The organism is Pseudomonas sp. LBUM1658 (assembly GCF_059716055.1).
The window spans coordinates 2,176,626-2,200,128 of record NZ_CP166798.1; the positions used below are offsets into that span (position 1 = coordinate 2,176,626).

Here is a 23,503-nt window from a genome sequence, read left to right on the forward strand (position 1 = left end):
TATGAAAACTATCGATCTATCTGTCAGTGAAGTACGCGAGCTCAATCAGGGGCTGCACGACCAGGCCAGACAACTGAGCGATGCCGAGTGGGTGGTGACCCATTCCAACGGCGCGCACAACATTGCCGTCGGCGTTGACCAGGAACTGTTCATCGATATCCAGGGCCACGCCGGTTACTACTGCGCGGGCATGAACAAGAAAGCCCACATCACCGTGCACGGCAACGTCGGCACCGGTGTCGCGGAAAACATGATGTCCGGCTCGGTGCGGGTCAAGGGCAGTGCGTCCCAGGCAGCGGGCGCTACCGCCCACGGCGGCTTGCTGGTGATCGAGGGCGACGCCGGTGCCCGTTGCGGGATTTCCATGAAAGGCATCGACATCGTGGTCGGTGGCAGCATCGGCCACATGAGCTGCTTCATGGGCCAGGCAGGGCGTCTGGTGGTGTGCGGCGATGCGGGGGATGCCTTGGGCGATTCGCTGTATGAAACGCGGATCTACGTGCAGGGCAGCGTGCAATCCCTGGGTTCGGACTGCATCGAAAAAGAGATGCGCAACGAGCACCTTATCGAGCTCAAGGAGTTGCTCGACCAAGCCGGTTTCAGCGCTGACCCGAAGGCCTTCAAACGCTACGGCTCGGCCCGTCAGCTCTACAACTTCAAAGTCGATAACGCATCCGCGTACTAAGGAGAACACCATGAGCGACAAACCTGTTCCAGTCCTGCGCGAATCCGCGACTTTCGACCGCCTGACCATTCAGGAAATCCAGCGCGCCGCCGAAACCGGCATCTACGACATTCGCGGTGGCGGCACCAAGCGCAAGCTGCCGCACTTCGATGACTTGCTGCTGCTCGGCGCCAGCGTTTCCCGCTATCCGCTGGAAGGCTATCGCGAGAAGTGCGGCACCGATGTGATCCTCGGCAACCGCTTTGCCAAGAAGCCGCTGCACTTGAAGATTCCGGTGACCATCGCCGGCATGAGCTTCGGCGCCTTGTCCGCCAACGCCAAGGAAGCCCTGGGCCGTGGCGCGACCATCGCCGGCACCAGCACCACCACCGGTGACGGCGGTATGACCCCGGAAGAGCGCGGCCAGTCCGAGCATCTGGTCTATCAGTACCTGCCGTCGCGTTACGGCATGAACCCGGATGACCTGCGCAAGGCCGATGCCATCGAAATCGTCCTCGGCCAAGGCGCCAAGCCGGGCGGCGGCGGCATGCTGTTGGGCATGAAAGTCACCGAGCGGGTGGCCGGGATGCGCACACTGCCGATCGGTGTCGATCAGCGTAGCGCCTGCCGCCACCCGGACTGGACCGGGCCGGACGACCTGGCGATCAAGATCGCCGAGCTGCGTGAAATCACCGATTGGGAAAAACCGATCTACGTGAAAATCGGCGCCAGTCGTCCGTACTACGACGTCAAGCTGGCAGTCAAAGCCGGGGCCGACGTGATCGTACTCGACGGTATGCAAGGTGGTACGGCGGCGACTCAGGAAGTGTTTATCGAGCACGTTGGCATCCCGATCCTGCCGGCCATTCCGCAAGCGGTTCAGGCGCTGCAGGAAATGGGCATGCACCGCAAGGTTCAGCTGATTGTGTCCGGTGGCATTCGCAACGGCGCCGACGTGGCCAAAGCCATGGCCCTGGGGGCCGATGCCGTGGCGATCGGTACCGCGGCGCTGATCGCCTTGGGGGACAACCATCCGCGTCTGGACGAAGAACTGCAAAAACTCGGTTCGGCGGCCGGCTTCTATGACGACTGGCAGAACGGCCGTGACCCGGCCGGCATCACCACCCAAGACCCGGAACTGTCCAAGCGCCTGGACCCGGTGGAAGGCGGTCGTCACCTGGCCAACTACCTGCGGGTACTGGTGCTCGAAGCCCAGACCATGGCCCGGGCCTGCGGCAAGTCGCACCTGCATAACCTCGACCCCGAAGACCTGGTGGCCCTGACCGTGGAAGCGGCGGCCATGGCTCGGGTGCCGTTGGCCGGGACTTCGTGGATTCCTGGGCAGCAGTACTAAAACGTAGCTGGTCAGATAGATAAAGAAGCGTCGAGCACAAAACCTGTGGCGAGGGGGCTTGCCCCCGTTCGGCTGCGAAGCAGTCGTAAAACCGGCACACGGGTTCTAACTGAACGATCCCGTTGTCTGATTTTAGGAGCGCTTCGCACTCCAGCGGGGGCAAGCCCCCTCGCCACAAATGTAACCAAACTGAAGAGTTGGCTTAAGTGAACAACATTGCCCGTATGGGCGGCGTTTTTTTCGGTTTTACCCACAAGCGGGCACAGACCCGCACACACAGCGAGGCCCCACGGCCTCGCACTTTTTTCTTCTGCCAGCCCCATTAGACGACCTTCCTGCTCTGGAGCTTGCTGACAATGATTCCATTCTCCGATTCACGGCTGACCTTCCCCCGCCTGGCACTGATGTTCGCCGCACTGTGTCTGTCACCTCTGGCCTCGGCGGCCGATGCCACCCTGGACACCGGCACCACCGCCTGGATGATGACCGCGACCCTGTTCGTGCTGATGATGTGCATTCCCGGTCTGGCGCTGTTTTATGGCGGCATGGTCCGGGCGAAAAACTTCCTCTCGGTGTTCACCCAGCTGTTCGCCATCGCCGGCGTGATCGGGGTGCTGTGGGTGGTCTACGGCTACAGCATCGTCGTCGACGCCACGGGCATGGTCGCCGGTGAAGTCAATCTGCACAGCTTCGTCGGCGGCTTGAGCAAGGTGTTCATGCTCGACATGACCCACGACAGCCTGGTGGGCAGCATTCCCGAAGGCGTCTATAGCGTGTTCCAGATGTCCTTCGCAATCATTACTCCGGCACTGATCGTCGGTGGCTTCGCCGAACGCATGAAGTTCAGCGCCGCGCTGGCGTTCATGGCGCTGTGGTTTACCTTCGTCTACGCCCCGGTCGCGCACATGATCTGGGGCGGTCCCGGCGGGCTGATGGTCAATTGGGGCGTGCTGGATTTCGCCGGTGGCACCGCCGTGCATATCAATGCCGGCGTCGCAGCACTGGCAGCGAGCCTGGTACTGGGCAAACGCAAAGGCTACCCGAACGTCGCGATGCCCCCGCATAACCTCGGGTTCACCCTGATGGGCGCCGGCCTGCTGTGGGTCGGCTGGTTCGGTTTCAACATCGGCTCCGGCGCGGCGGTGAATACCGGCGCCGGGATCATCATGCTGACCACCCAAGTGGCGGCGTGCGCCGGCGTCGTTGGCTGGATGCTCACCGAAACCCTGATCCACGGTCGGCCCAGCGCACTCGGCGCAGCCTCCGGCGCCCTGGCCGGTCTCGTTGGCATCACCCCAGCCTGCGCCTTCGTCGGTCCGGCCGGCGCCCTGGCGATTGGCCTGATCACCGGCGCTGCGTGTTTCTTCGGCGTCAGCCAGCTGAAACAGAAGCTCGGTTACGACGATTCGCTCGACGTATTCAGCCTGCACGGCATTGGCGGCATCGTCGGCGCAATTCTCACCGGCGTCTTCGCTTCTCCGGCGTTGGGCGGGTATGTGGAGAATCTGGATATCGTTGATCAGGTGCTGACTCAATTGAAAGGCGTCAGCTTTACCTTCGTCTACTGCTTTGTGGTGAGCCTGATCATCCTCAAGGGGCTGCAATGGACCATCGGTTTGCGTACCAGTGGCGAGAACGAGTCAGTGGGGCTGGATTTGGCCGAGCATGATGAACGGGCTTATAGCGTGTGATCTGGCGGGAAAAATGAGGGCGCGTGGCTCCCCCGTAGGAGCTGGCGCAGGCTGCGATCTTTTGATCTTGCTCCTGGGCCATCTCCGAAACCGCCAAAAGATCGCAGGCTGCGCCAGCTCCTACGCCGACCGCATGTCACCGTGATTGGTCGGATGTACGCCCCCCGTAGGAGCTGGCGCAGGCAGCGATCTTTTGATCTTGCTCCTGGGCCATCTGCGAAACCGCCAAAAGATCGCAGGCTGCGCCAGCTCCTACGCCGACCGCATGTCACGGTGATTGATCGGATGTACGCCCCCCGTAGGAGCTGCCGCAGGCTGCGATCTTTTGATCTTGCGTGCTGGATGTCGGGTCATGGATGGGGACCTTGAGAACTGACATTCAGATTAAAGGGGCAGGGCAACAATACCGGGCAATGATAGGTGAGGAAATCGCGGGATGTTAGCGTTTCGCCGTCCCTGGCAATTCACGCTAAAAGTGAAGTGTTGCGCTAAACATGGACTCGGAATGCTCATTTATAAGTTGCAGATTTCGCCTGATATTTCAGCCTTTCAACAGTCAGTGCATGGCTGACTCAAACCACCAGACTATGACAAAAGTACACCACCAACACCCCAGCCACCAACGTCACATACGGCAGCACACCCGCCCGTTTGACGCCGTCATCGGCCTGGATATGCAGGTCGCTGAGCATGGCCGCCGGGAAGCGGCCTTTGTCCTGCACGTAGTGGCGATAGACAAACACCGGGAGGATCAGCAGCGCCAGCAGCACGCCGGTGAACAGGGTGCCGGCACCCCAGATATCGGCGCCCAGGCCCATGCACGCCAGGTTGACGAAGCTCAATACGCCGCCCAACGCCAGTAGCACCGTCGGTGCCTTGTACGGGCGCACCCAGTCCGGGCGGTCTAGGCGGTGGATCCAGCCGGCGTTGAGGTTGAGGAAGTTGAAGATGATGTAGCTGACGTTGGACGCCGCGAGGACGAATACGTAGTCGGACATCAGTAACAGCAGCAGGTTGAACGACAGGTCGGTCCACATGGCGGCGGTGGGCGCGCCGTGGTCGTTGGTGCGGCCCAGGTATTTGGGTAGCCAGCCGTCCACCGAGGCTTGGTACAAGGTGCGCGAGGAGCCGGACATCGAGGTCATGATCGCCAGCAAGGTGGCGAGGATCAGCATGATCAACACCACGTTGGCCACGACCTTGCCGCCACCGATGCTGTCGGCCACGACCTTGCCGCCACCGATGCTGTCGGCCATGGCCTGGCCGACGCCCATGCCGCTGTAGATTGCCGGTGCCAGCAAGCCGCTGTAGACCGCGGGCGTCACCACTGTGCCGTTGGCATCCAGCACGGCGGCGCTGACCAGTTGACCGAGGCCGAGGCTGCCCTGAAACGCCATCGGCACCAGGGTGAACACCAGAATGCACAGCAGGCCGGCATAGAAGATCGCCTTGAAGGTGTCGCGCTTGGGGTCTTTGAACTCGCGGGTGTAGCACACAGCGGTCTCGAAACCGTAGGTCGACCAGGCGGCCATGAACAGACCGCCGGCCATCAACGACCAGCCGGAAATGTCCCAGGCACCATCGATAACCTGGCCGCTGGCGTCGTGGGCCAAGGGGAACAACGGCAGGAAGTTGGCTTGCAGGGCATCGCCGGTCAACAACGGCACCACGCCCACCAGCAGCAGCGGAATCAGTGAGGTGACGCCCAAAATCAGCGTCAGCCGCGCCGAGCGCAGGATGCCGCCGTGTTGCACGGCAAACACCCCGAGCAGAATCACCACACCAACCACGAAGGTTGCGTTCAGGCGCAGGGACAACCCGCTCTTGATCCAGCCCAGGTCAAGCAAGGTCAGTTGCCAGGTGTTGATCAGCGCATCCGCCGGAAACAGCGCGGTGAGGATGTAACCGGCGGCCAGCCCGGAACCGATGGACAGCACCGGCGACCACGCCAGCCAGTTGCACCACACCGAAATAGGTGCAATCAATTTACTGTAACGCACCCAGGCCACGGCACCGTAGACCGATGCACCGCCGGACTTATGCGGGAACAGCCCGGCAATCTCGGCGTAGGTGAAGGCCTGGATAAAACCGAACAGGATCGAAATGATCCAGACGATCCACGCCGGTTTGCCCACCGTCGCGGCAATCGCGCCAATGGAGAACAGCACCAGTGCCGGCACGCCGCTGGCAACCCAGAACGCACCTCGCCAGTCAATTTTGCGCTGCAGGCTGCCAACCGTCTGACCAGCCTGCGGTACGGTCTCGAATGTAGTCGCTTCCATCTCTGTTATCCCATGTAAGAAGAATTGTCGGGGGCAGTCGGAAGTTCAGCCGATGCCCCTGCGCCGATTCGGCGACAGGGGCTTCGGTCAGCGAGTGTTTTCGGTCTTGTGGAAAGACTCTTTGTCTCGCTGGTGGGCAACGCAGTGGCCGTGTTCTGTACTCAATGTTCGGTGCAGCAATGAATCAACTACGCACCCGGTTTTTCTGCGGGTCATAGAAAATCGGTGCTAAGACCCGTGCATCGATGCGTTTTTGCAAACCATCGACCTTGCCTACTTGCAGGGTGGTCCCCACCTCGGAGCAGGCGACATCCACCCGGCACAAGGCGATATTGTTACCCAATAACGGCGAACGGCAGGCACTGGTGACCACGCCGACCTGGGCGCGACCGCTGTATACGCCGTCACCGTGATGGGCGCCCTCATTGCCGTTCAGTTGCAGGCCTACCAGCTTGTGCAGGGGATTGGCGCTGCGTCGTAGCAAAGCGTCACGGCCGATGAAGTCGTCGGTCTTGCTCTTGAGCGGCACGCTGAAGCCGATCCCGGCTTCGAACGGATCGGTCTGATCGCTGAATTCGTAACCGGCAAAGATCAGCCCGGCTTCGATTCGCAGCATATCCAACGCTTCAAGACCCAACGGAACGATGCCCAGCGGTTCGCCCAGTTGCCAGATCCGGTCCCAGACCCGCTCGGCATCCTCGGGCTGACACCAGACTTCGTAGCCCAGCTCGCCGGTATAACCGGTGCGGGAAATCATCAGCGGACAGCCGTCGTAGCCATCCAGCCGACCGACCAGGAAGCGGAACCAGCCCAAGGCTTCCACGCCGGGTTGGGTGGCCGGGGTCCAGACCATTTGCTTGAGCAGTTCGCGGCTCAGCGGTCCCTGCACCGAGAGGTTGTGAATCTGCTCGCTGGCGGATTTCACCCAGACTTTCATGCCGAGCTTCTGCGCCTGTTCCCGCAGCCAGACCCCGGCGTAGTCCTCGCCACAGATCCAGCGAAAATTATCCTGGCCCAGGCGCAGCAGGGTGCCGTCGTCGAGCATGCCGCCGTGTTCATGGCACATCGCCGAATAGACCACCTGACCAATGGCCAGGCGCCGCACGTCGCGGGTCAGGCAGTACTGCAGCAGGGCCTCGGCGTCCGGGCCGATGATTTCGAATTTGCGCAGGGCGGTCAGGTCCATGACCGCCACCCGTTCGCGGCAGCCGTAATATTCATCGATGGCGCCGAAGCCGTCGTAACGCAGCGGCAACCACCAGTTGCGGTAGTCGGTGAAGCTGCCGGTGAGGGCGCTGGTGCGGGAGTGAAAGCCCGACTCGCGGGTCAGCGTCGGGTCGGCATCGGCGGTTTTTCGAGTGGCCATGGCGATGGAAAAGCGCTCCTTTTCTGAGTACACACGAATATGGATGTCGGTCGGGTTCCAGCCGTTGGCCGGGTCGATGTCGTCCGGGCAGGATGAACTGGCACAGACCAGATCGGTCATGGCCCGCAGCAACACGTAGTCTCCCGGCCGCGACCAGGGTTCATCCAGGGTCATCTGCTGGTGGGCATCGATCCCGGTGTTGTAGAAAAAGTTGATCGCCGGCCAACCGCTGCGGGCCTGGACCCCGAAGGGTTCAAGTGCGCGACTGAGGTTGTCACTGCAGTTGTCGTGCCCGAAATAGCCCTGGCTTTCGTAGTAACGCGCCGCACAGGCCAGGGCGAAGGAGTCATGCCGACCGACGGTGTCACGCACTACCTCGAGCATTGGTTGCATCTGCCGGTCGAAGAACTTCGAGAACAGCCCCGGTGCCGGATAGGCATTGCCGTTGAGAGTGCGGGTGACGGTCTGATCCAGCTCCAGCTCTTGCCGCTGATCGAGGGCCCGGCGATTCAGGGAGACGAAATCCGAGCATTGGCGCCCGGCGACGTCCAGCACCTGGATGTACTGACCTTTGTCCACCGTATAGCTGTGGGCGGTTCCGGCGCGGATCGTGAACTCATCCAGCAGCTCACCTAGAGGCTCGGGCAGCGGCGGGACCAGCAGCGGTGAAGGATTGGCCCGCTGGACCACCACCCGCAACTCGCTGGCGGTGTATTGCCGATCAACCGAGATCGGCTCGCTCGGCGCTGCAACGATGATCAGCAGCGTTTCGCTGGCAATGAAACTGCGGCTGTAGCCGGCTGGTGACTGCTCATCCCACAGCGTGGCTGCGCCTGGAAGAGGAAAAGGCTCGACTCCGCGCTTGCTCAGCCCTTGGGCAATGCGGCGTGCCTGCAGGTTGGCCTCGGACATCTGCGTGGCGATAAAGCGGCAAGCCGGCGCGGCAACCAGCCCCAGCGCCGCCAGTGCAGAGCGTCCAAGGCTGTCGAAGGCCAGCAGTTCGCAGCGTTGCAGCCCTTCGACGTCGATCACTTGCAGGGTATCGCCGACTTCCAGGGCGATCAGCGTCAACCCGCCAGCAGCCACCCGATAGCGTTCCAGCGCCGGAGCCCGGGCGAACAGCCCCGGCTCCCACGGGTTCGAAACACGCGGTGCATTCATGTCGATGCTCCTATGGTTTTCAGTGCTGTCGTCATGAGTGCAGGCTCAACCGACCGACTTGACGGCCGTGGGTTCTTCACCCAGGTACGCTGCCATGGAATCGTCCAGCGCTTCGAGCCATGGTGTGTGATGGGGCGGCGACTGAGTGCCGGTCATCAGCGAGCGGTAGGACTTGTCGCGGTAACCCATGATGTTGTGCGCCTTGTCGTGCTTCCAGTGCAGGAAGGTGTCGTTGACCGCGGCGATATCGAAGTTCGGGTAGTCGGTGGCGTCCACTAGTTGCTGGATATAGGCGCCCTGGTATTCGAACATCTGCTGGTTGGTTTCAAGCTGCTGTTCGCGGGCGTGCCATTCCAGAATATCGGCGGCCCTTTGCTTCTGGTCGGGCAGGGCGATGCGTTGCAGGATCACGTCACGGGCGTACCAGGCCTGGGCATCGAACATGTTGAACGAGTACCACTGGTCTTGCATGCCGAGGTAGATCAGCTGCGGGTTGGGCTGCCAGAAAATGCCCTTATACAGGTTCATCGGCCACAGTCGGTTGTCGGTCTTGAGGCACAGCTCGTCCGGCAGAAACGGAAAGTGATGCTTGTAGCCGGTGCAGAGGATCACCGCATCGATGTGCTTGTGGGTGCGGTCGATAAAGTACGCGCGGTTCTTTTCCAGACGCTGCAGCAGCGGCTTTTCTTCCCAATTGGCCGGCCAGTCATAGCCCATCGGCGCGGTGCGGTAGCAACTGGTGATGCTGCGGGCGCCGTACTTGTAGCACTGGGAGCCGATGTCTTCGGCGGAATAGCTGCTGCCGACGATCAGCAAATCCTTGCCCTTGAACTCCAGCGCATCGCGGAAATCATGGGCATGCAGGATGCGCCCGCCGAACTGCTCGAAACCGGGAAAATACGGCATCTTCGGCGTCGAAAAGTGCCCGCAGGCGTTGATCACGTAGTCGAACTCTTCCGAGGTCTGGCTATCGCTGCCGTGGTCGTGGGCGACTACCGTAAAGCGGCGAGTCTCTTCGTTGTAGGTGACCTGGCGCACCACATTGTTGAAACGGATGTAGTCGCGAACCCCGGCTTTTTCGACGCGTCCCTTGATGTAGTCCCACAGTACTTCCCGTGGCGGATAGGAGCCGATGGGGCGGCCAAAATGCTCCTCGAAGCTGTAGTCGGCGAACTCCAGGCACTCTTTCGGGCCGTTGGACCACAAATAGCGGTACATGCTGCCGTGGACCGGTTCGCCGTTTTCATCCAGGCCGGTGCGCCAGGTGTAATTCCACATGCCTCCCCAGTCTTGCTGTTTTTCGTAGCAAACCAGTTCCGGGATGGGCGTTCCCTGGTCCCTGGCCGATTGAAATGCCCGCAGTTGAGCCATGCCGCAAGGGCCGGCGCCGATGATTGCTACGCGTGAGGTCATGGTCTTGTCTCGTGGCTGTGTCTCGTGGCTGTGGATCGGAAAAACGGCTCGCTCAGCGAAAAATCACCGTCTTGTCCTGGTTGATGAACACCCGGTGTTCCAGGTGGTATTTCAGGGCTTTGGAAAGCGCCACGGTTTCTGTGTCGCGGCCGATGGCGACCAGCGCATCGGGCAGGTAGGTGTGATCGACGCGCTGGATTTCCTGCTCGATGATCGGGCCTTCGTCGAGGTCCGAGGTGACGTAGTGGGCGGTGGCGCCGATCAGTTTCACGCCGCGCTCGTAGGCCTGGTGGTAGGGCTTGGCGCCCTTGAAACCGGGGAGAAACGAGTGATGGATGTTGATCGCCCGGCCGGACAGCTGCTTGCACAGGTCGTCGGAGAGGATCTGCATATAGCGGGCGAGTACCACCAGGTCAGTCTCGGTTTCTTCGACGATGCGCAGCAGTTCGGCTTCCTGGCGGGACTTGCTGTCCTTGTTGACCGGCAGGTAGATGAAGCGAATCCCTTCACGTTCGGCCATTGGCCGCAGGTCCAGGTGGTTGGAGACGATGGCGGTGATCTGCATGTCCATTTCGCCCTTGCGATGGCGATACAGCAGGTCGGTCAGGCAGTGGTCGAATTTGCTGACCATCAGCAGCACGCGGGTCGGCTGCGCGGAACTGAACAGTTGACACTGCATGTCGAAACCGCCGGCCAACTCGTTCATGCCCAGGCGCAGTGGCGCGATGTCGCCGACCACGCCTTTGTTGAAGCGAAACACCGCGCGCATGAAAAAGCGTCCGGTGAACTCATCGTCGAACTGCGACAGCTCGCTGATGTAGCACGCTTGCCCGGCCAGCCAGGAGGTGACGGCGGCAACAATGCCGGAAGCGGCGGGGCAGCTGATCTTCAGGATGTAGTGTTGGTTTGGCGTGTCCATCGAGGTCTCCTTTGGAGTGCGTGGTGCTGTCGATCAGCCTTTGGCAGTGCGTTTGGTTTTTTCCGGGTCATCGAACGGCAAGGCGTGGGTGATGGCCGCGACCTCGAGGCTGCCTCGCATCTGCAGGGCAAAACCGGGGGCGGCGCAGTCGGCGTCCATGCGGGCAATGGCCATGGAGCGTTTGCTCAGGCGCGAATACATACCGCAGGTGATCACGCCGACCTGTTTGCCGGCCTGCCACAGGGTGTCTCCGGCGTCGGCGGCGCGGGTGCCTTCGAGCAGGATGCCGGCGATCTTGAAGCGTTCCTGGCCGCGCAGACGACGGTGCTCATCGGCACCGCGAAAGTCGCGCTTCTCTGGGGACACGGTGAAATCCAGGCCGAGCTCCCACAGGGTGTCGCCAGCCTTTTGATCGGCAAAGGGGTACATCTGCGAGTTGTCGTAGGGGAAGAACATCAGCGAGCTTTCGACCCGCAGCCAGTCCAGGGCGGTAAAGGCGCAGGGGATGATGCCCATGCCCGCACCCTGTTCGAGGATTTCGTCCCACAGCTGCGGCGCATCGGCAGCCTTGCAGAAAATTTCGTAGCCGCGCTCGCCGGTGTAGCCGGTGCGGGAGATCATCACCGGACGGCCGAACAGCTTGGTCTGCAGGTGATGGAAGTACGGAAGTTGACGAATACCCGGGACGTGTTCGGCGAGGAAGTCCACGGCCACGGGCCCTTGCAGCGACAGGTCGTGCAGGTCGTCATCGAACAGCACTGCGACCTGCCGGCCCTGAGCCGAGCGGACCAGCATCTCGTAGCCGGTGCCCGCACCGTGCACCACCATGAAGGCGTTGGGGCCGGTGCGGTAGACGATGCAGTCATCGATGAATTTGCCGTCGTCATCGAGCATCGAGGCATACACCGACTTGCCCGGATAGAGCTTGGCGATGTCACGGGTGGTCGCCCATTGCAGCAGGCTTTCGGCGTGAGGCCCGACGTAGTGGACTTTTTTCAGCCCCGAAACATCCATCAGACCGGCGCGGGTGCGGATCGCCTGATGATGGTCGGCGAGGTCGGTGGCGTAGGTCCAGGCGGTGCCCATGCCGTTCCAGTCTTCAAGCTGTGAGCCGAGCGCGCGGTGGCGTTCGGTCAGTGCGGAAATACGCCAGGAGTTGGCCATAAGGTGATTCCTTATCTGAATAGGTGGTGGTTCAGGCTGGGTCGAATTGGCTAAGCCAATTAACCAGGGTCTGCCGATAACGGGTCATGCCCTTGTATTCGGCGATCGGCTCGGGCAAGTCCCGCAACACCCGGTGCAGGCGACAGCCCCAGCCGGGATGGCTGACCAGTTCGTTCATGCTGATCAGGTAGGTGCGGATGCTGAACATCAGGCCGTTGCTGCGGGGCAGGCGGGCCATGAATTGCAGCTCCACACGCAGGTGCACCAGCTGGCCGACGTTTTCATCGGTGATGCTGCCGCGTTCGGCGCCCCATTCGTGGTAGGTCTCGGGGGAGGAGTCCAGCCGTGGATTGATGGTCAGCGTCCAGTTCAAGCGGCGCACCGGTTGGTCGACCTTAACGTTGAGCAGGTACTTCAGTGCCCGGTCGAACACGCCCATCTGGTTGGCCATGGGTACTGGCGAATGCCACTGTTTGAAGCTCATGCCGGCATCGAAGGCCAGCGACCAGTCGGCCGGGCTGGTAACCATGCCGGCGTCCATAAACAGGTCATCGTCACGCTGATCGAGCAGGGCGATGTCGCCCTGGACCTGACGGGTGATGAACTCCAGCGGCTCGCAGGGCAGGCTCGAGGCGTCGCCGAAGACAAACGCCTGATCGATGCCCAGCGCCTTGTTGCGCCAGTGCCAGCGGTTGCCGTCGCAGCTCAGTTCGAACCACTGCGGGTAGTCGGCGGCCAGATGTTCCATAAACATCTGCAAGGCATCCCAGGATGCTTCCTGCATATGGGGCATTACCAGGTAGCGGCTTGGATCCTTGTCCAGAACCAGCGCGCGCTCGGCCATTTCCGACAGGTAGTGCTCGTCGATATCGAACCAGTGCTGATAAACCGACCCCGGTTCCCTGGCGCGTGCCGGCTCGATGTTCACCGAGTACATGTAGCTGTCTTCGGTGAACGGATACGGAAAGCGCTCGATGGCCGTCGGGCTGTTGCGAAAGCTGAAGGTGTCCCGGTAGCTTTCCAGAGGGCTGAATTTAACGGTCATGGTCGACTCCTAAAGGTCCAGCAAAACGGCAGAACCGCAGCCGCGTGAAACGCAGGGCATGAGAAATTCGGCCTGCTCGGTGCTGCTCAGAATGTTGTCGCGGTGTTCGATATCGCCTTTGAGGTGGCGGGTGACGCATTGCCCGCAGACCCCGCCGCGGCACAGGTTGGGAATTTCCAGGCCCGCCGATTCCAGGGCTTCGAGCAGGCTTTGCTCGGCGCTCACCTGAATCCGCCGCCCGCTGCGCGCCAGTTCCAGGCTGAAGGGCAGCCCCGGTTCCGCGCCGCTGAAGGCTTCCCAATGGACCCGCCCCGGCGGCCAGCCAAGGGCCTTGGCCTGTTCCCGAACCCCAAGCAACAGCCGCTGCGGGCCGCAGACGTAGACATGACTGCCCAGTGGCCGGCCGCTGAGGATCGCCGTGAGATCGAGGGCCACGCCGTTACTGCCGTCATAGCGATGCAGGCGCGAGCCCAGGCGTTGCTGGAGTTCGTCGGCATAGGCATCGGTCAGGTGTTTGCGGTAGGCGTAATGCAATTCGAAGTCGGCACCGCGCTGTTCCAGCGCGCTGATGTAGGCCATGAACGGTGTGATGCCGATGCCGCCGGCAATCAGGATGTGCTGGCGCGCGATGGAATGCAGGGCGAACAGGTTGGCCGGGGGCGAGATGCACAATCTGTCGCCGACCTTCACCTGCTGATGCAGATAGCGCGAACCGCCCCGCGAGTCCTCCTGCAAGCGCACGGCGATGCGATAGTGGCGGGTGTCGGCCGGGTCGCTGATCAGCGAATACGCATTGCGCAAATGGCGCTCGGCCAAGGGCAAATGGACCTGGACATGGCTACCCGAGGAAAAACCCGGCAAGCGGCCACTGCGGCTGACCAAGGTGAACTCGCGAATCACCGGTGTCAGCAACCTTGCATCGGCGATCTGTACCTCCAGCGCCGCGCTCATGCTTGAGCCTGCGCAAACGGTTGATCGGGGTTTTCGCAGACCCCCAGGTAGGCGCCCAGTCGCTGGGAAAAATGTTCGCGCACACCCAGCCGGACCCGGCATTTGACGCAGCAGACTTCTGCTTGAGCGCCGCTGTCCTGAACGCAGCCGCAGTGCACGCAAAACACCCTGCGCAGCACCGGCCCGGATTGGATCAGGTCGATTTCTTCACTGTGCATTCCGGCGGTGCAGGCCAGGCCGTGGATGCGCCAAAGGAAGGCTTCATCGCCCAGGACATACAGCCGGGTGCCGACCGCGGCGGCATCGAGCAAGGCTTTCAACTGGCGCTCGAAGTCGTCCACCGCGGCGCAGAGCACCCGGGGAGTAGGCCGCCCCGGCTGATCGAAGCGCTGGATCAGTGACCCAAGCGCCGGGGCTGTCGCGGTTTGCGTCACCAGAATGTGCTGCAGCGCCTCGGAGCGCAGCGTCGGTTCGCGGTACACCGACACACTCTGGGGCCTGTACGGCGCAGCGCTTGGTGTCTCAGTCATGGCAAGCCTCCTGGAGTCCAGCGTTTCAATATCGTCGAGGGAATAAGTGTCCCGATCTGGTGCGCAAGCCGGGCATCAAGCCTCGACGTCGTGCGCTGGTTTGTCGGCGTCTGCCGGGTTCAGATTCGGAATCGTTGTTTCCTGTTGGGGAAGATAGTTTCCCGAAAGGAATTACCTTTCAATCCGGAAAAAGAGATAGCTCTTTGGGGGTAGTCCGTCGGCGATAACCGGCAAGGCATGGAAGTTGCTCGGCTAATGCCAGGGTTTTCAAAAAGGCAGGCGGATATCATTGAGAGTACGAATGCGACCCGGCGGGTGGAGGCAGTGGCTGCTGCGCTCGCGGCCACGGCAGGTAGACAGCGTGCGGGCATTGCTCGCCGAACTGCCGCTGCGCCTGGCCGACGCGGACGATGCCTTGTCAGATTTTCTTGATCGATTCGAAGCCCTGAACCCCGGCAGCAAGCTCGGCTTGTTGTTGACTGGCGAAGACTTTGGGCCCGCCCGACGAGCCATGCTCAATCCTTGCGATGAGGCCACGAGCTGCCCGTGGCGCGACGGCAGCGTGACTGCTCTGCCATCGCGCTGTACGGCGTGCCTGGACCGCGGACGTTATCGACTGCTGAGTGGTTTGCCCGGTATCCCGCCCGGCAGGCGTGGGGTATTGCTGCTGGACACGCCGCGCGCTGCCAGTCGCGGGTTTCATGGGTTGCTCGGGGAGGCAGCGCGGGTGTTGGGCGTGACCGTGCAGTTGCTGCGGCACAAGCGTGAGCAGCAATGTCGGGAGGCGACGTTCCAGCACGGTGCGCTGGCCCGTGAACTGCATGATTCGGTGGCACAGCAATTGGGCTATCTGTCGTTCCAGGCCAGCCTGATGCAAGGCAAATTGCGCGAGCCGGAACAGGCCGCGCCATTGCTCGCCGAGTTGCGCGGCGGCTTGAGTCATTTGCAGCGCCAGGTACGCGAATTGATCACCAGCGCACGCTTGACCATGGATGGCCGTTCGCTGCGTCAGGCCCTGGCGGACTCTGTGGCTGAGTTTTCTCGACGCTGCATCATCGTTTTCGAGCTGGACAATCGTCTGGCCGAGAATGCGCTGTACCCGGAAACCGAACTGCAAATTCTGCAGATCGTTCGCGAGGCACTGGCCAATGTGGTCCGGCATTCCCACGCCCGGCAAGTACGGATCGAACTGCGTCAGGCCCAGGGCGAGATTACGGTGACCGTCGAAGACGACGGGATCGGTTTGAGCCCGGCGTCGGTGGAAGAAAACCACTATGGACTGGCGATCATTCGTGAACGTGCAGCGACCATCGGTGCGCAGTTGTCGATCGAAACCATTCGACCCCATGGTGCTCGCGTGCACTTGAGCCTTATCCAGAATAATCATGACCCGCAGAGGCGCTTCGATGAACAGCACGACCTTATTGTTGATCGATGACCATCCCTTGTTTCGCAAAGGACTGGCGCAACTGTTTGCCGCCAGCGACGACTTCGATGTGGTTGGCCAGGCTGCCAGCGGCAGGGAAGGGATCAACCTGGCCGTACAGCTGACCCCCAAGCTGGTACTGCTGGACCTGCACATGCCGGGTTTGAGCGGTTTGCAGGTGCTCGACGAGATGAAACAGCTGGGGCTCGAATGCCAGATTGTCGTATTGACCGCCTCGATGGATCGCGCCGAGTTGCTGACGGCCTTGCGCCTCGGCGCGAGCGGTTATGTGTTGAAGGAGACCGAGCCTGAGGCGCTGCTGGCGTATATGCGCAATTGCAGCAAAGGCGCGATCGTGCTGGATGATTGCCTGGTCTCGCTGCTGGCCGGACAAGGCGAAACCGCGGCACCGCTGGATAAGATTGAAGACGACAGCCTGACCGATCGCGAAGGGCAGACCCTGGCGTTGATCGCCTCGGGCATGAGCAACAAGCAGATCGGCCGCGAGTTGGGCATCAGCGACGGCACGGTGAAGATCTACGTGAAGAATCTGCTGCAAAAGCTCAACTTGCGTTCGCGACTGGAGCTGGCGGCCTGGGTGCACAAGGTCGCGTCATTGAGAACAAAGGAGCGTCACTAATGGCGCAGGAACGTGCTTCAACCCCTGAGTCGGTGTTTGGCCGGCAGGCACCGCAACCACTGGACGCATTCCCTATCGCCTTGCTTGAACTCAAGGACAACGGCGAGATTGTGCATTTCAACAGCGCCTGGAGCGACTTGATGGAGGCGCCGGGCGAGGGGCGCAACATCGTCGATTATGTACATCAGGAAGATCGTTCCCTATGGCGACAGGCGCTCTATGAATTGCGCCGTCGGCCGGATATCTCCTTTAGTCAACGCCTGCGATTCGTGCATCCGCAGGGCGACCTGCGCTGGTTCGATATCAGCCTCAAGCGCCGCGACTTGCGGTTCTATCTGGTGGTCAATGACATCACCGCGCACAAGCGTCGCGAGATTGTCTTGCAGGCCAGTCAACGCAGCGCTCTGAGCCTGCTCGACAGCATGCCCGGGCTGATCTATCGCGGTCGCAACAACCGCGACTGGACGATGGAGTTCGTCAGCGCCGGCTGTCTGCAATTGACTGGTTATGCCGCCGAGCGGCTGATGGACAGTCACGACTGCACCTACAACAGCCTGATTCATCCGGACGACGCCGATTACGTCTGGCGCGAGGTTCAATATGCCTTGTCCCGACACCAGCCGTACGAGCTTCGTTACCGGATCCGGTGTGCGAACAACAGCATCAAGAACGTTTGGGAAAAGGGTGTGGGCATCTATTCGGACAGTCGTGAATTACTGGGTATCGAGGGTGCGATTTTTGAGATCGTCATTTAGGGCGAAGGTACAGTTAAACGCTATCTGTAACGCACCTGAGCTATGTCAGCTGTCTGCGAGCGGGCTCGTGCTACGTTGCAGAACTATTGGCTGACGGTGGTACGACGATGAAAATGTTTGCAGGACTCGGCTTGGCGTTCTCGCTCATTTTGGGCTGCGTCAGTGGCGAACATCCAGTGCCCGAGAGTGCCGTACCCATCGCGGCGAAAGGCAAACCTGCGACGCGGGTGAAAGTCGGGGTCTCTGAAAAGGACAAGAGTCTGGCGCGAGCCAAGGCTCTGACAGGATTGGAAGGGAAGGGCTGGGATTTTGAGCCGCTTTACGGAACGGCCGTCGATCAAAGCGGGCAGGACCTCGCTGTGTGTGGCAAGGCCAGGCAACACAGTGCCCAGGCAACGGCCTATTTTGCTTATTACAACGGCGAACTGATTCTGTGGGATGAAACAGAGACTCATGGCACCAGCGTGGAGAATCAATTCCTGTCGTTGATCTGTTCCTATGGGTAATCCTCTATGACGCCGCGGTCGGCGGTCGGCGGTCGGCGGTCGCCGGTTTGAGTGATGGGTTGCTCCAAGCTGATTGCTCTTCTATATAGAAGGAGCAAAAACCGGCGCTTTTCGGGCTTTTTCAGGCTTATCGATAGAAAGCCTTAATTAGGGCTTGACGGCAGATCCTGGAAGTCTATAATTCGCCCCACTTCCGGCGCAGTCGAAACGGAAAACTCCTTGGTAAACAAAGAGTTACGCAGTTTTCGGCAGCGAGTTGCTTCAGTTCATCGAAGCCCAGAAGGAGTTGATAAGGTCGGTTGGTTTGACGTTATCAACGGTTCGATCCACTCGATCGAAAGCGGTGTAAAACAGGTGTTGACAGCAGCGAGTAACGCTGTAGAATTCGCCTCCCGCTAACGAGTGATCGGAAGCGCCAAGTGGTTGAAGTTACAAAGGAAACTTTGAAAACTTCTGAAAATAACCGCTTGACAGCAGCAGAGGAAAGCGTAAAATGCGCGCCTCGGTTGAGACGAAAGATCTTAACCAACCGCTCTTTAACAACTGAATCAAGCAATTCGTGTGGGTGCTTGTGGAGTCAGACTGATAGTCAACAAGATTATCAGCATCACAAGTTACTCCGCGAGAAATCAAAGATGTAACCAACGATTGCTGAGCTAAATTTAGGGTTTTCTAAAAACCCAAAGATGTTTGAACTGAAGAGTTTGATCATGGCTCAGATTGAACGCTGGCGGCAGGCCTAACACATGCAAGTCGAGCGGCAGCACGGGTACTTGTACCTGGTGGCGAGCGGCGGACGGGTGAGTAATGCCTAGGAATCTGCCTGGTAGTGGGGGATAACGTTCGGAAACGGACGCTAATACCGCATACGTCCTACGGGAGAAAGCAGGGGACCTTCGGGCCTTGCGCTATCAGATGAGCCTAGGTCGGATTAGCTAGTTGGTGGGGTAATGGCTCACCAAGGCGACGATCCGTAACTGGTCTGAGAGGATGATCAGTCACACTGGAACTGAGACACGGTCCAGACTCCTACGGGAGGCAGCAGTGGGGAATATTGGACAATGGGCGAAAGCCTGATCCAGCCATGCCGCGTGTGTGAAGAAGGTCTTCGGATTGTAAAGCACTTTAAGTTGGGAGGAAGGGCCGTTACCTAATACGTGATGGTCTTGACGTTACCGACAGAATAAGCACCGGCTAACTCTGTGCCAGCAGCCGCGGTAATACAGAGGGTGCAAGCGTTAATCGGAATTACTGGGCGTAAAGCGCGCGTAGGTGGTTCGTTAAGTTGGATGTGAAATCCCCGGGCTCAACCTGGGAACTGCATTCAAAACTGTCGAGCTAGAGTATGGTAGAGGGTGGTGGAATTTCCTGTGTAGCGGTGAAATGCGTAGATATAGGAAGGAACACCAGTGGCGAAGGCGACCACCTGGACTGATACTGACACTGAGGTGCGAAAGCGTGGGGAGCAAACAGGATTAGATACCCTGGTAGTCCACGCCGTAAACGATGTCAACTAGCCGTTGGGAGCCTTGAGCTCTTAGTGGCGCAGCTAACGCATTAAGTTGACCGCCTGGGGAGTACGGCCGCAAGGTTAAAACTCAAATGAATTGACGGGGGCCCGCACAAGCGGTGGAGCATGTGGTTTAATTCGAAGCAACGCGAAGAACCTTACCAGGCCTTGACATCCAATGAATCTGCCAGAGATGGCGGAGTGCCTTCGGGAACATTGAGACAGGTGCTGCATGGCTGTCGTCAGCTCGTGTCGTGAGATGTTGGGTTAAGTCCCGTAACGAGCGCAACCCTTGTCCTTAGTTACCAGCACGTTAAGGTGGGCACTCTAAGGAGACTGCCGGTGACAAACCGGAGGAAGGTGGGGATGACGTCAAGTCATCATGGCCCTTACGGCCTGGGCTACACACGTGCTACAATGGTCGGTACAGAGGGTTGCCAAGCCGCGAGGTGGAGCTAATCCCAGAAAACCGATCGTAGTCCGGATCGCAGTCTGCAACTCGACTGCGTGAAGTCGGAATCGCTAGTAATCGCGAATCAGAATGTCGCGGTGAATACGTTCCCGGGCCTTGTACACACCGCCCGTCACACCATGGGAGTGGGTTGCACCAGAAGTAGCTAGTCTAACCTTCGGGAGGACGGTTACCACGGTGTGATTCATGACTGGGGTGAAGTCGTAACAAGGTAGCCGTAGGGGAACCTGCGGCTGGATCACCTCCTTAATCGACGACATCAGCTGCTCCATAAGTTCCCACACGAATTGCTTGATTCATTGAAGAAGACGATAGAAGCAGCCCGAAATTGGGTCTGTAGCTCAGTTGGTTAGAGCGCACCCCTGATAAGGGTGAGGTCGGCAGTTCGAATCTGCCCAGACCCACCAATTTTGTGTGGGACACGCCTGTAGAAATACGGGGCCATAGCTCAGCTGGGAGAGCGCCTGCCTTGCACGCAGGAGGTCAACGGTTCGATCCCGTTTGGCTCCACCACTTACTGCTTCGTACCGTTAGAGTTTAGAAATGAATATTCCAATGTGAATATTGATTTCTAGTCTTTGATTAGATCGTTCTTTAAAAATTTGGGTATGTGATAGAAAGATAGACTGGACAACACTTTCACTGGTGTTGTTACAGGCTAAGGTAAAATTTGTGAGTTAAATTGCGAATTTTCGGCGAATGTCGTCTTCACAGTATAACCAGATTGCTTGGGGTTATATGGTCAAGTGAAGAAGCGCATACGGTGGATGCCTTGGCAGTCAGAGGCGATGAAAGACGTGGTAGCCTGCGAAAAGCTTCGGGGAGTCGGCAAACAGACTTTGATCCGGAGATGTCTGAATGGGGGAACCCACCTAACATAAGTTAGGTATCTTACGCTGAATACATAGGCGTAAGAAGCGAACCAGGGGAACTGAAACATCTAAGTACCCTGAGGAAAAGAAATCAACCGAGATTCCCTTAGTAGTGGCGAGCGAACGGGGACTAGCCCTTAAGTGGCTTTGAGATTAGCGGAACGCTCTGGAAAGTGCGGCCATAGTGGGTGATAGCCCTGTACGCGAAAATCTCTTGGTCATGAAATCGAGTAGGACGGGGCACGAGAAACCTTGTCTGAATATGGGGGGACCATCCTCCAAGGCTAAATACTACTGACTGACCGATAGTGAACTAGTACCGTGAGGGAAAGGCGAAAAGAACCCCGGAGAGGGGAGTGAAATAGATCCTGAAACCGTATGCGTACAAGCAGTGGGAGCCCACTTTGTTGGGTGACTGCGTACCTTTTGTATAATGGGTCAGCGACTTATTTTCAGTGGCGAGCTTAACCGAATAGGGGAGGCGTAGCGAAAGCGAGTCTTAATAGGGCGTCTAGTCGCTGGGAATAGACCCGAAACCGGGCGATCTATCCATGGGCAGGTTGAAGGTTGGGTAACACTAACTGGAGGACCGAACCGACTACCGTTGAAAAGTTAGCGGATGACCTGTGGATCGGAGTGAAAGGCTAATCAAGCTCGGAGATAGCTGGTTCTCCTCGAAAGCTATTTAGGTAGCGCCTCATGTATCACTGTAGGGGGTAGAGCACTGTTTCGGCTAGGGGATCATCCCGATTTACCAAACCGATGCAAACTCCGAATACCTACAAGTGCCGAGCATGGGAGACACACGGCGGGTGCTAACGTCCGTCGTGAAAAGGGAAACAACCCAGACCGTCAGCTAAGGTCCCAAAGTTATGGTTAAGTGGGAAACGATGTGGGAAGGCTTAGACAGCTAGGAGGTTGGCTTAGAAGCAGCCACCCTTTAAAGAAAGCGTAATAGCTCACTAGTCGAGTCGGCCTGCGCGGAAGATTTAACGGGGCTCAAACCATACACCGAAGCTACGGGTATCACTTAGGTGATGCGGTAGAGGAGCGTTCTGTAAGCCTGTGAAGGTGAGTTGAGAAGCTTGCTGGAGGTATCAGAAGTGCGAATGCTGACATGAGTAACGATAATGGGTGTGAAAAACACCCACGCCGAAAGACCAAGGTTTCCTGCGCAACGTTAATCGACGCAGGGTTAGTCGGTCCCTAAGGCGAGGCTGAAAAGCGTAGTCGATGGAAAACAGGTTAATATTCCTGTACTTCTGGTTATTGCGATGGAGGGACGGAGAAGGCTAGGCCAGCTTGGCGTTGGTTGTCCAAGTTTAAGGTGGTAGGCTGGACTCTTAGGTAAATCCGGGAGTCTAAGGCCGAGAGCTGATGACGAGTGTTCTTTTAGAACACGAAGTGGTTGATGCCATGCTTCCAAGAAAAGCTTCTAAGCTTCAGGTAACCAGGAACCGTACCCCAAACCGACACAGGTGGTTGGGTAGAGAATACCAAGGCGCTTGAGAGAACTCGGGTGAAGGAACTAGGCAAAATGGCACCGTAACTTCGGGAGAAGGTGCGCCGGTGAGGGTGAAGCATTTACTGCGTAAGCCCATGCCGGTCGAAGATACCAGGCCGCTGCGACTGTTTATTAAAAACACAGCACTCTGCAAACACGAAAGTGGACGTATAGGGTGTGACGCCTGCCCGGTGCCGGAAGGTTAATTGATGGGGTTAGCTAACGCGAAGCTCTTGATCGAAGCCCCGGTAAACGGCGGCCGTAACTATAACGGTCCTAAGGTAGCGAAATTCCTTGTCGGGTAAGTTCCGACCTGCACGAATGGCGTAACGATGGCGGCGCTGTCTCCACCCGAGACTCAGTGAAATTGAAATCGCTGTGAAGATGCAGTGTATCCGCGGCTAGACGGAAAGACCCCGTGAACCTTTACTATAGCTTTGCACTGGACTTTGAATTTGCTTGTGTAGGATAGGTGGGAGGCTTTGAAGCGTGGACGCCAGTTCGCGTGGAGCCAACCTTGAAATACCACCCTGGCAACTTTGAGGTTCTAACTCAGGTCCGTTATCCGGATCGAGGACAGTGTATGGTGGGTAGTTTGACTGGGGCGGTCTCCTCCTAAAGAGTAACGGAGGAGTACGAAGGTGCGCTCAGACCGGTCGGAAATCGGTCGTAGAGTATAAAGGCAAAAGCGCGCTTGACTGCGAGACAGACACGTCGAGCAGGTACGAAAGTAGGTCTTAGTGATCCGGTGGTTCTGTATGGAAGGGCCATCGCTCAACGGATAAAAGGTACTCCGGGGATAACAGGCTGATACCGCCCAAGAGTTCATATCGACGGCGGTGTTTGGCACCTCGATGTCGGCTCATCACATCCTGGGGCTGAAGCCGGTCCCAAGGGTATGGCTGTTCGCCATTTAAAGTGGTACGCGAGCTGGGTTTAGAACGTCGTGAGACAGTTCGGTCCCTATCTGCCGTGGACGTTTGAGATTTGAGAGGGGCTGCTCCTAGTACGAGAGGACCGGAGTGGACGAACCTCTGGTGTTCCGGTTGTCACGCCAGTGGCATTGCCGGGTAGCTATGTTCGGAATAGATAACCGCTGAAAGCATCTAAGCGGGAAACTAGCCTCAAGATGAGATCTCACTGGGACCTTGAGTCCCCTGAAGGGCCGTCGAAGACTACGACGTTGATAGGTTGGGTGTGTAAGCGCTGTGAGGCGTTGAGCTAACCAATACTAATTGCCCGTGAGGCTTGACCATATAACACCCAAGCAATTTGTTG

At 58.9% G+C, this 23,503-nt stretch carries 15 protein-coding genes, 2 tRNA genes and 2 rRNA genes; 11 read left to right on the forward strand and 8 right to left on the reverse strand.

What is annotated here, in order from left to right; all coding sequences use genetic code 11:
- Nucleotide 1 precedes the first annotated feature (1 nt).
- From ACA064_RS09960 to ACA064_RS09970, 3 genes are all read left to right on the forward strand, one after another.
- A complete protein-coding gene (locus tag ACA064_RS09960; RefSeq protein ID WP_497673196.1) occupies nucleotides 2–685 on the forward strand; it encodes a protein glxC in 684 nt (227 codons plus the stop codon).
- A 10-nt stretch (nucleotides 686–695) separates the two neighbouring features.
- Complete coding sequence (locus ACA064_RS09965; RefSeq protein ID WP_497673197.1) at nucleotides 696–2,018, forward strand: FMN-binding glutamate synthase family protein; 1,323 nt, start codon at nucleotides 696–698, stop codon at nucleotides 2,016–2,018.
- A gap of 356 nt (nucleotides 2,019–2,374) precedes the next feature.
- Nucleotides 2,375–3,709, forward strand: coding sequence for an ammonium transporter (locus ACA064_RS09970; protein ID WP_497673198.1), 1,335 nt, complete (start codon nucleotides 2,375–2,377; stop codon nucleotides 3,707–3,709).
- Between the two features lie 572 nt (nucleotides 3,710–4,281).
- Here the strand turns inward: ACA064_RS09970 and ACA064_RS09975 are convergent.
- From ACA064_RS09975 to ACA064_RS10010, 8 genes are all read right to left on the reverse strand, one after another.
- Nucleotides 4,282–5,991 carry an APC family permease gene (locus ACA064_RS09975; protein WP_497673199.1) on the reverse strand — a complete coding sequence of 570 codons (1,710 nt, stop codon included), beginning with the start codon at nucleotides 5,989–5,991 and terminating at the stop codon, nucleotides 4,282–4,284.
- Nucleotides 5,992–6,175: 184 nt separating this feature from the next.
- The gene (locus ACA064_RS09980) at nucleotides 6,176–8,518 is read right to left on the reverse strand and encodes a trimethylamine N-oxide demethylase (protein ID WP_497673200.1); all 2,343 of its coding nucleotides are present in this window, start codon (nucleotides 8,516–8,518) and stop codon (nucleotides 6,176–6,178) included.
- A gap of 45 nt (nucleotides 8,519–8,563) precedes the next feature.
- Nucleotides 8,564–9,931 carry a trimethylamine monooxygenase gene (locus ACA064_RS09985; RefSeq protein WP_497673201.1) on the reverse strand — a complete coding sequence of 456 codons (1,368 nt, stop codon included), beginning with the start codon at nucleotides 9,929–9,931 and terminating at the stop codon, nucleotides 8,564–8,566.
- Between the two features lie 52 nt (nucleotides 9,932–9,983).
- On the reverse strand, nucleotides 9,984–10,850 hold the full coding sequence (purU, locus tag ACA064_RS09990) for a formyltetrahydrofolate deformylase (protein ID WP_497673202.1): 867 nt from the start codon (nucleotides 10,848–10,850) through the stop codon (nucleotides 9,984–9,986).
- A 33-nt stretch (nucleotides 10,851–10,883) separates the two neighbouring features.
- Nucleotides 10,884–12,014, reverse strand: coding sequence for an aminomethyl transferase family protein (locus tag ACA064_RS09995; RefSeq protein ID WP_497673203.1), 1,131 nt, complete (start codon nucleotides 12,012–12,014; stop codon nucleotides 10,884–10,886).
- Between the two features lie 31 nt (nucleotides 12,015–12,045).
- The gene (locus ACA064_RS10000; protein WP_497673204.1) at nucleotides 12,046–13,059 is read right to left on the reverse strand and encodes a heme-dependent oxidative N-demethylase family protein; all 1,014 of its coding nucleotides are present in this window, start codon (nucleotides 13,057–13,059) and stop codon (nucleotides 12,046–12,048) included.
- A 9-nt stretch (nucleotides 13,060–13,068) separates the two neighbouring features.
- Nucleotides 13,069–14,010 (reverse strand): PDR/VanB family oxidoreductase, encoded by a 942-nt coding sequence (locus tag ACA064_RS10005; protein ID WP_497673205.1) that lies wholly within the window; start codon nucleotides 14,008–14,010, stop codon nucleotides 13,069–13,071.
- On the reverse strand, nucleotides 14,007–14,540 hold the full coding sequence (locus ACA064_RS10010; protein ID WP_497673206.1) for a dimethylamine monooxygenase subunit DmmA family protein: 534 nt from the start codon (nucleotides 14,538–14,540) through the stop codon (nucleotides 14,007–14,009). Before ACA064_RS10010 ends, ACA064_RS10005 begins: the two co-directional genes overlap by 4 nt.
- 361 nt (nucleotides 14,541–14,901) lie before the next feature.
- On the opposite strand from ACA064_RS10010, the gene ACA064_RS10015 reads away from it, so the two are divergent.
- The 8 genes from ACA064_RS10015 (at nucleotide 14,902) to ACA064_RS10050 (ending at nucleotide 23,481) form a co-directional block, all read left to right on the forward strand.
- On the forward strand, nucleotides 14,902–15,978 hold the full coding sequence (locus ACA064_RS10015; protein ID WP_497673207.1) for a sensor histidine kinase: 1,077 nt from the start codon (nucleotides 14,902–14,904) through the stop codon (nucleotides 15,976–15,978).
- Nucleotides 15,947–16,606 carry a response regulator gene (locus tag ACA064_RS10020; RefSeq protein WP_497673208.1) on the forward strand — a complete coding sequence of 220 codons (660 nt, stop codon included), beginning with the start codon at nucleotides 15,947–15,949 and terminating at the stop codon, nucleotides 16,604–16,606. Before ACA064_RS10015 ends, ACA064_RS10020 begins: the two co-directional genes overlap by 32 nt.
- Nucleotides 16,606–17,361, forward strand: coding sequence for a PAS domain-containing protein (locus tag ACA064_RS10025; protein ID WP_497673209.1), 756 nt, complete (start codon nucleotides 16,606–16,608; stop codon nucleotides 17,359–17,361). Before ACA064_RS10020 ends, ACA064_RS10025 begins: the two co-directional genes overlap by 1 nt.
- A 107-nt stretch (nucleotides 17,362–17,468) precedes the next feature.
- The gene (locus tag ACA064_RS10030) at nucleotides 17,469–17,867 is read left to right on the forward strand and encodes a hypothetical protein (RefSeq protein ID WP_497673210.1); all 399 of its coding nucleotides are present in this window, start codon (nucleotides 17,469–17,471) and stop codon (nucleotides 17,865–17,867) included.
- Between the two features lie 692 nt (nucleotides 17,868–18,559).
- Nucleotides 18,560–20,098 (forward strand): 16S ribosomal RNA (locus tag ACA064_RS10035).
- A gap of 81 nt (nucleotides 20,099–20,179) precedes the next feature.
- Nucleotides 20,180–20,256 (forward strand) — tRNA-Ile (locus ACA064_RS10040).
- A 30-nt stretch (nucleotides 20,257–20,286) separates the two neighbouring features.
- Nucleotides 20,287–20,362: transfer RNA gene (locus ACA064_RS10045), tRNA-Ala, on the forward strand.
- Nucleotides 20,363–20,589: 227 nt separating this feature from the next.
- Nucleotides 20,590–23,481 (forward strand): 23S ribosomal RNA (locus tag ACA064_RS10050).
- The 16S and 23S rRNA genes sit together here with 2 tRNA genes alongside, the layout of an rRNA operon.
- The last annotated feature ends 22 nt before the right edge of the window (nucleotides 23,482–23,503 follow it).

Excerpts from the sequence above, each read along its gene's own strand:
- ACA064_RS09985 (WP_497673201.1), bottom strand. The coding sequence starts at position 9,931 with ATGACCTCACGCGTAGCAATCATCGGCGCCGGCCCTTGCGGCATGGCT.
- ACA064_RS09965 (WP_497673197.1), top strand. The coding sequence starts at position 696 with ATGAGCGACAAACCTGTTCCAGTCCTGCGCGAATCCGCGACTTTCGAC.
- ACA064_RS10005 (WP_497673205.1), bottom strand. The coding sequence starts at position 14,010 with ATGAGCGCGGCGCTGGAGGTACAGATCGCCGATGCAAGGTTGCTGACA.
- ACA064_RS09975 (WP_497673199.1), bottom strand. The coding sequence starts at position 5,991 with ATGGAAGCGACTACATTCGAGACCGTACCGCAGGCTGGTCAGACGGTT.
- ACA064_RS09995 (WP_497673203.1), bottom strand. The coding sequence starts at position 12,014 with ATGGCCAACTCCTGGCGTATTTCCGCACTGACCGAACGCCACCGCGCG.
- ACA064_RS09970 (WP_497673198.1), top strand. The coding sequence starts at position 2,375 with ATGATTCCATTCTCCGATTCACGGCTGACCTTCCCCCGCCTGGCACTG.
- purU (WP_497673202.1), bottom strand. The coding sequence starts at position 10,850 with ATGGACACGCCAAACCAACACTACATCCTGAAGATCAGCTGCCCCGCC.
- ACA064_RS10000 (WP_497673204.1), bottom strand. The coding sequence starts at position 13,059 with ATGACCGTTAAATTCAGCCCTCTGGAAAGCTACCGGGACACCTTCAGC.
- ACA064_RS10025 (WP_497673209.1), top strand. The coding sequence starts at position 16,606 with ATGGCGCAGGAACGTGCTTCAACCCCTGAGTCGGTGTTTGGCCGGCAG.
- ACA064_RS10020 (WP_497673208.1), top strand. The coding sequence starts at position 15,947 with ATGAACAGCACGACCTTATTGTTGATCGATGACCATCCCTTGTTTCGC.
- ACA064_RS09980 (WP_497673200.1), bottom strand. The coding sequence starts at position 8,518 with ATGAATGCACCGCGTGTTTCGAACCCGTGGGAGCCGGGGCTGTTCGCC.
- ACA064_RS10010 (WP_497673206.1), bottom strand. The coding sequence starts at position 14,540 with ATGACTGAGACACCAAGCGCTGCGCCGTACAGGCCCCAGAGTGTGTCG.
- ACA064_RS10030 (WP_497673210.1), top strand. The coding sequence starts at position 17,469 with ATGAAAATGTTTGCAGGACTCGGCTTGGCGTTCTCGCTCATTTTGGGC.
- ACA064_RS09960 (WP_497673196.1), top strand. The coding sequence starts at position 2 with ATGAAAACTATCGATCTATCTGTCAGTGAAGTACGCGAGCTCAATCAG.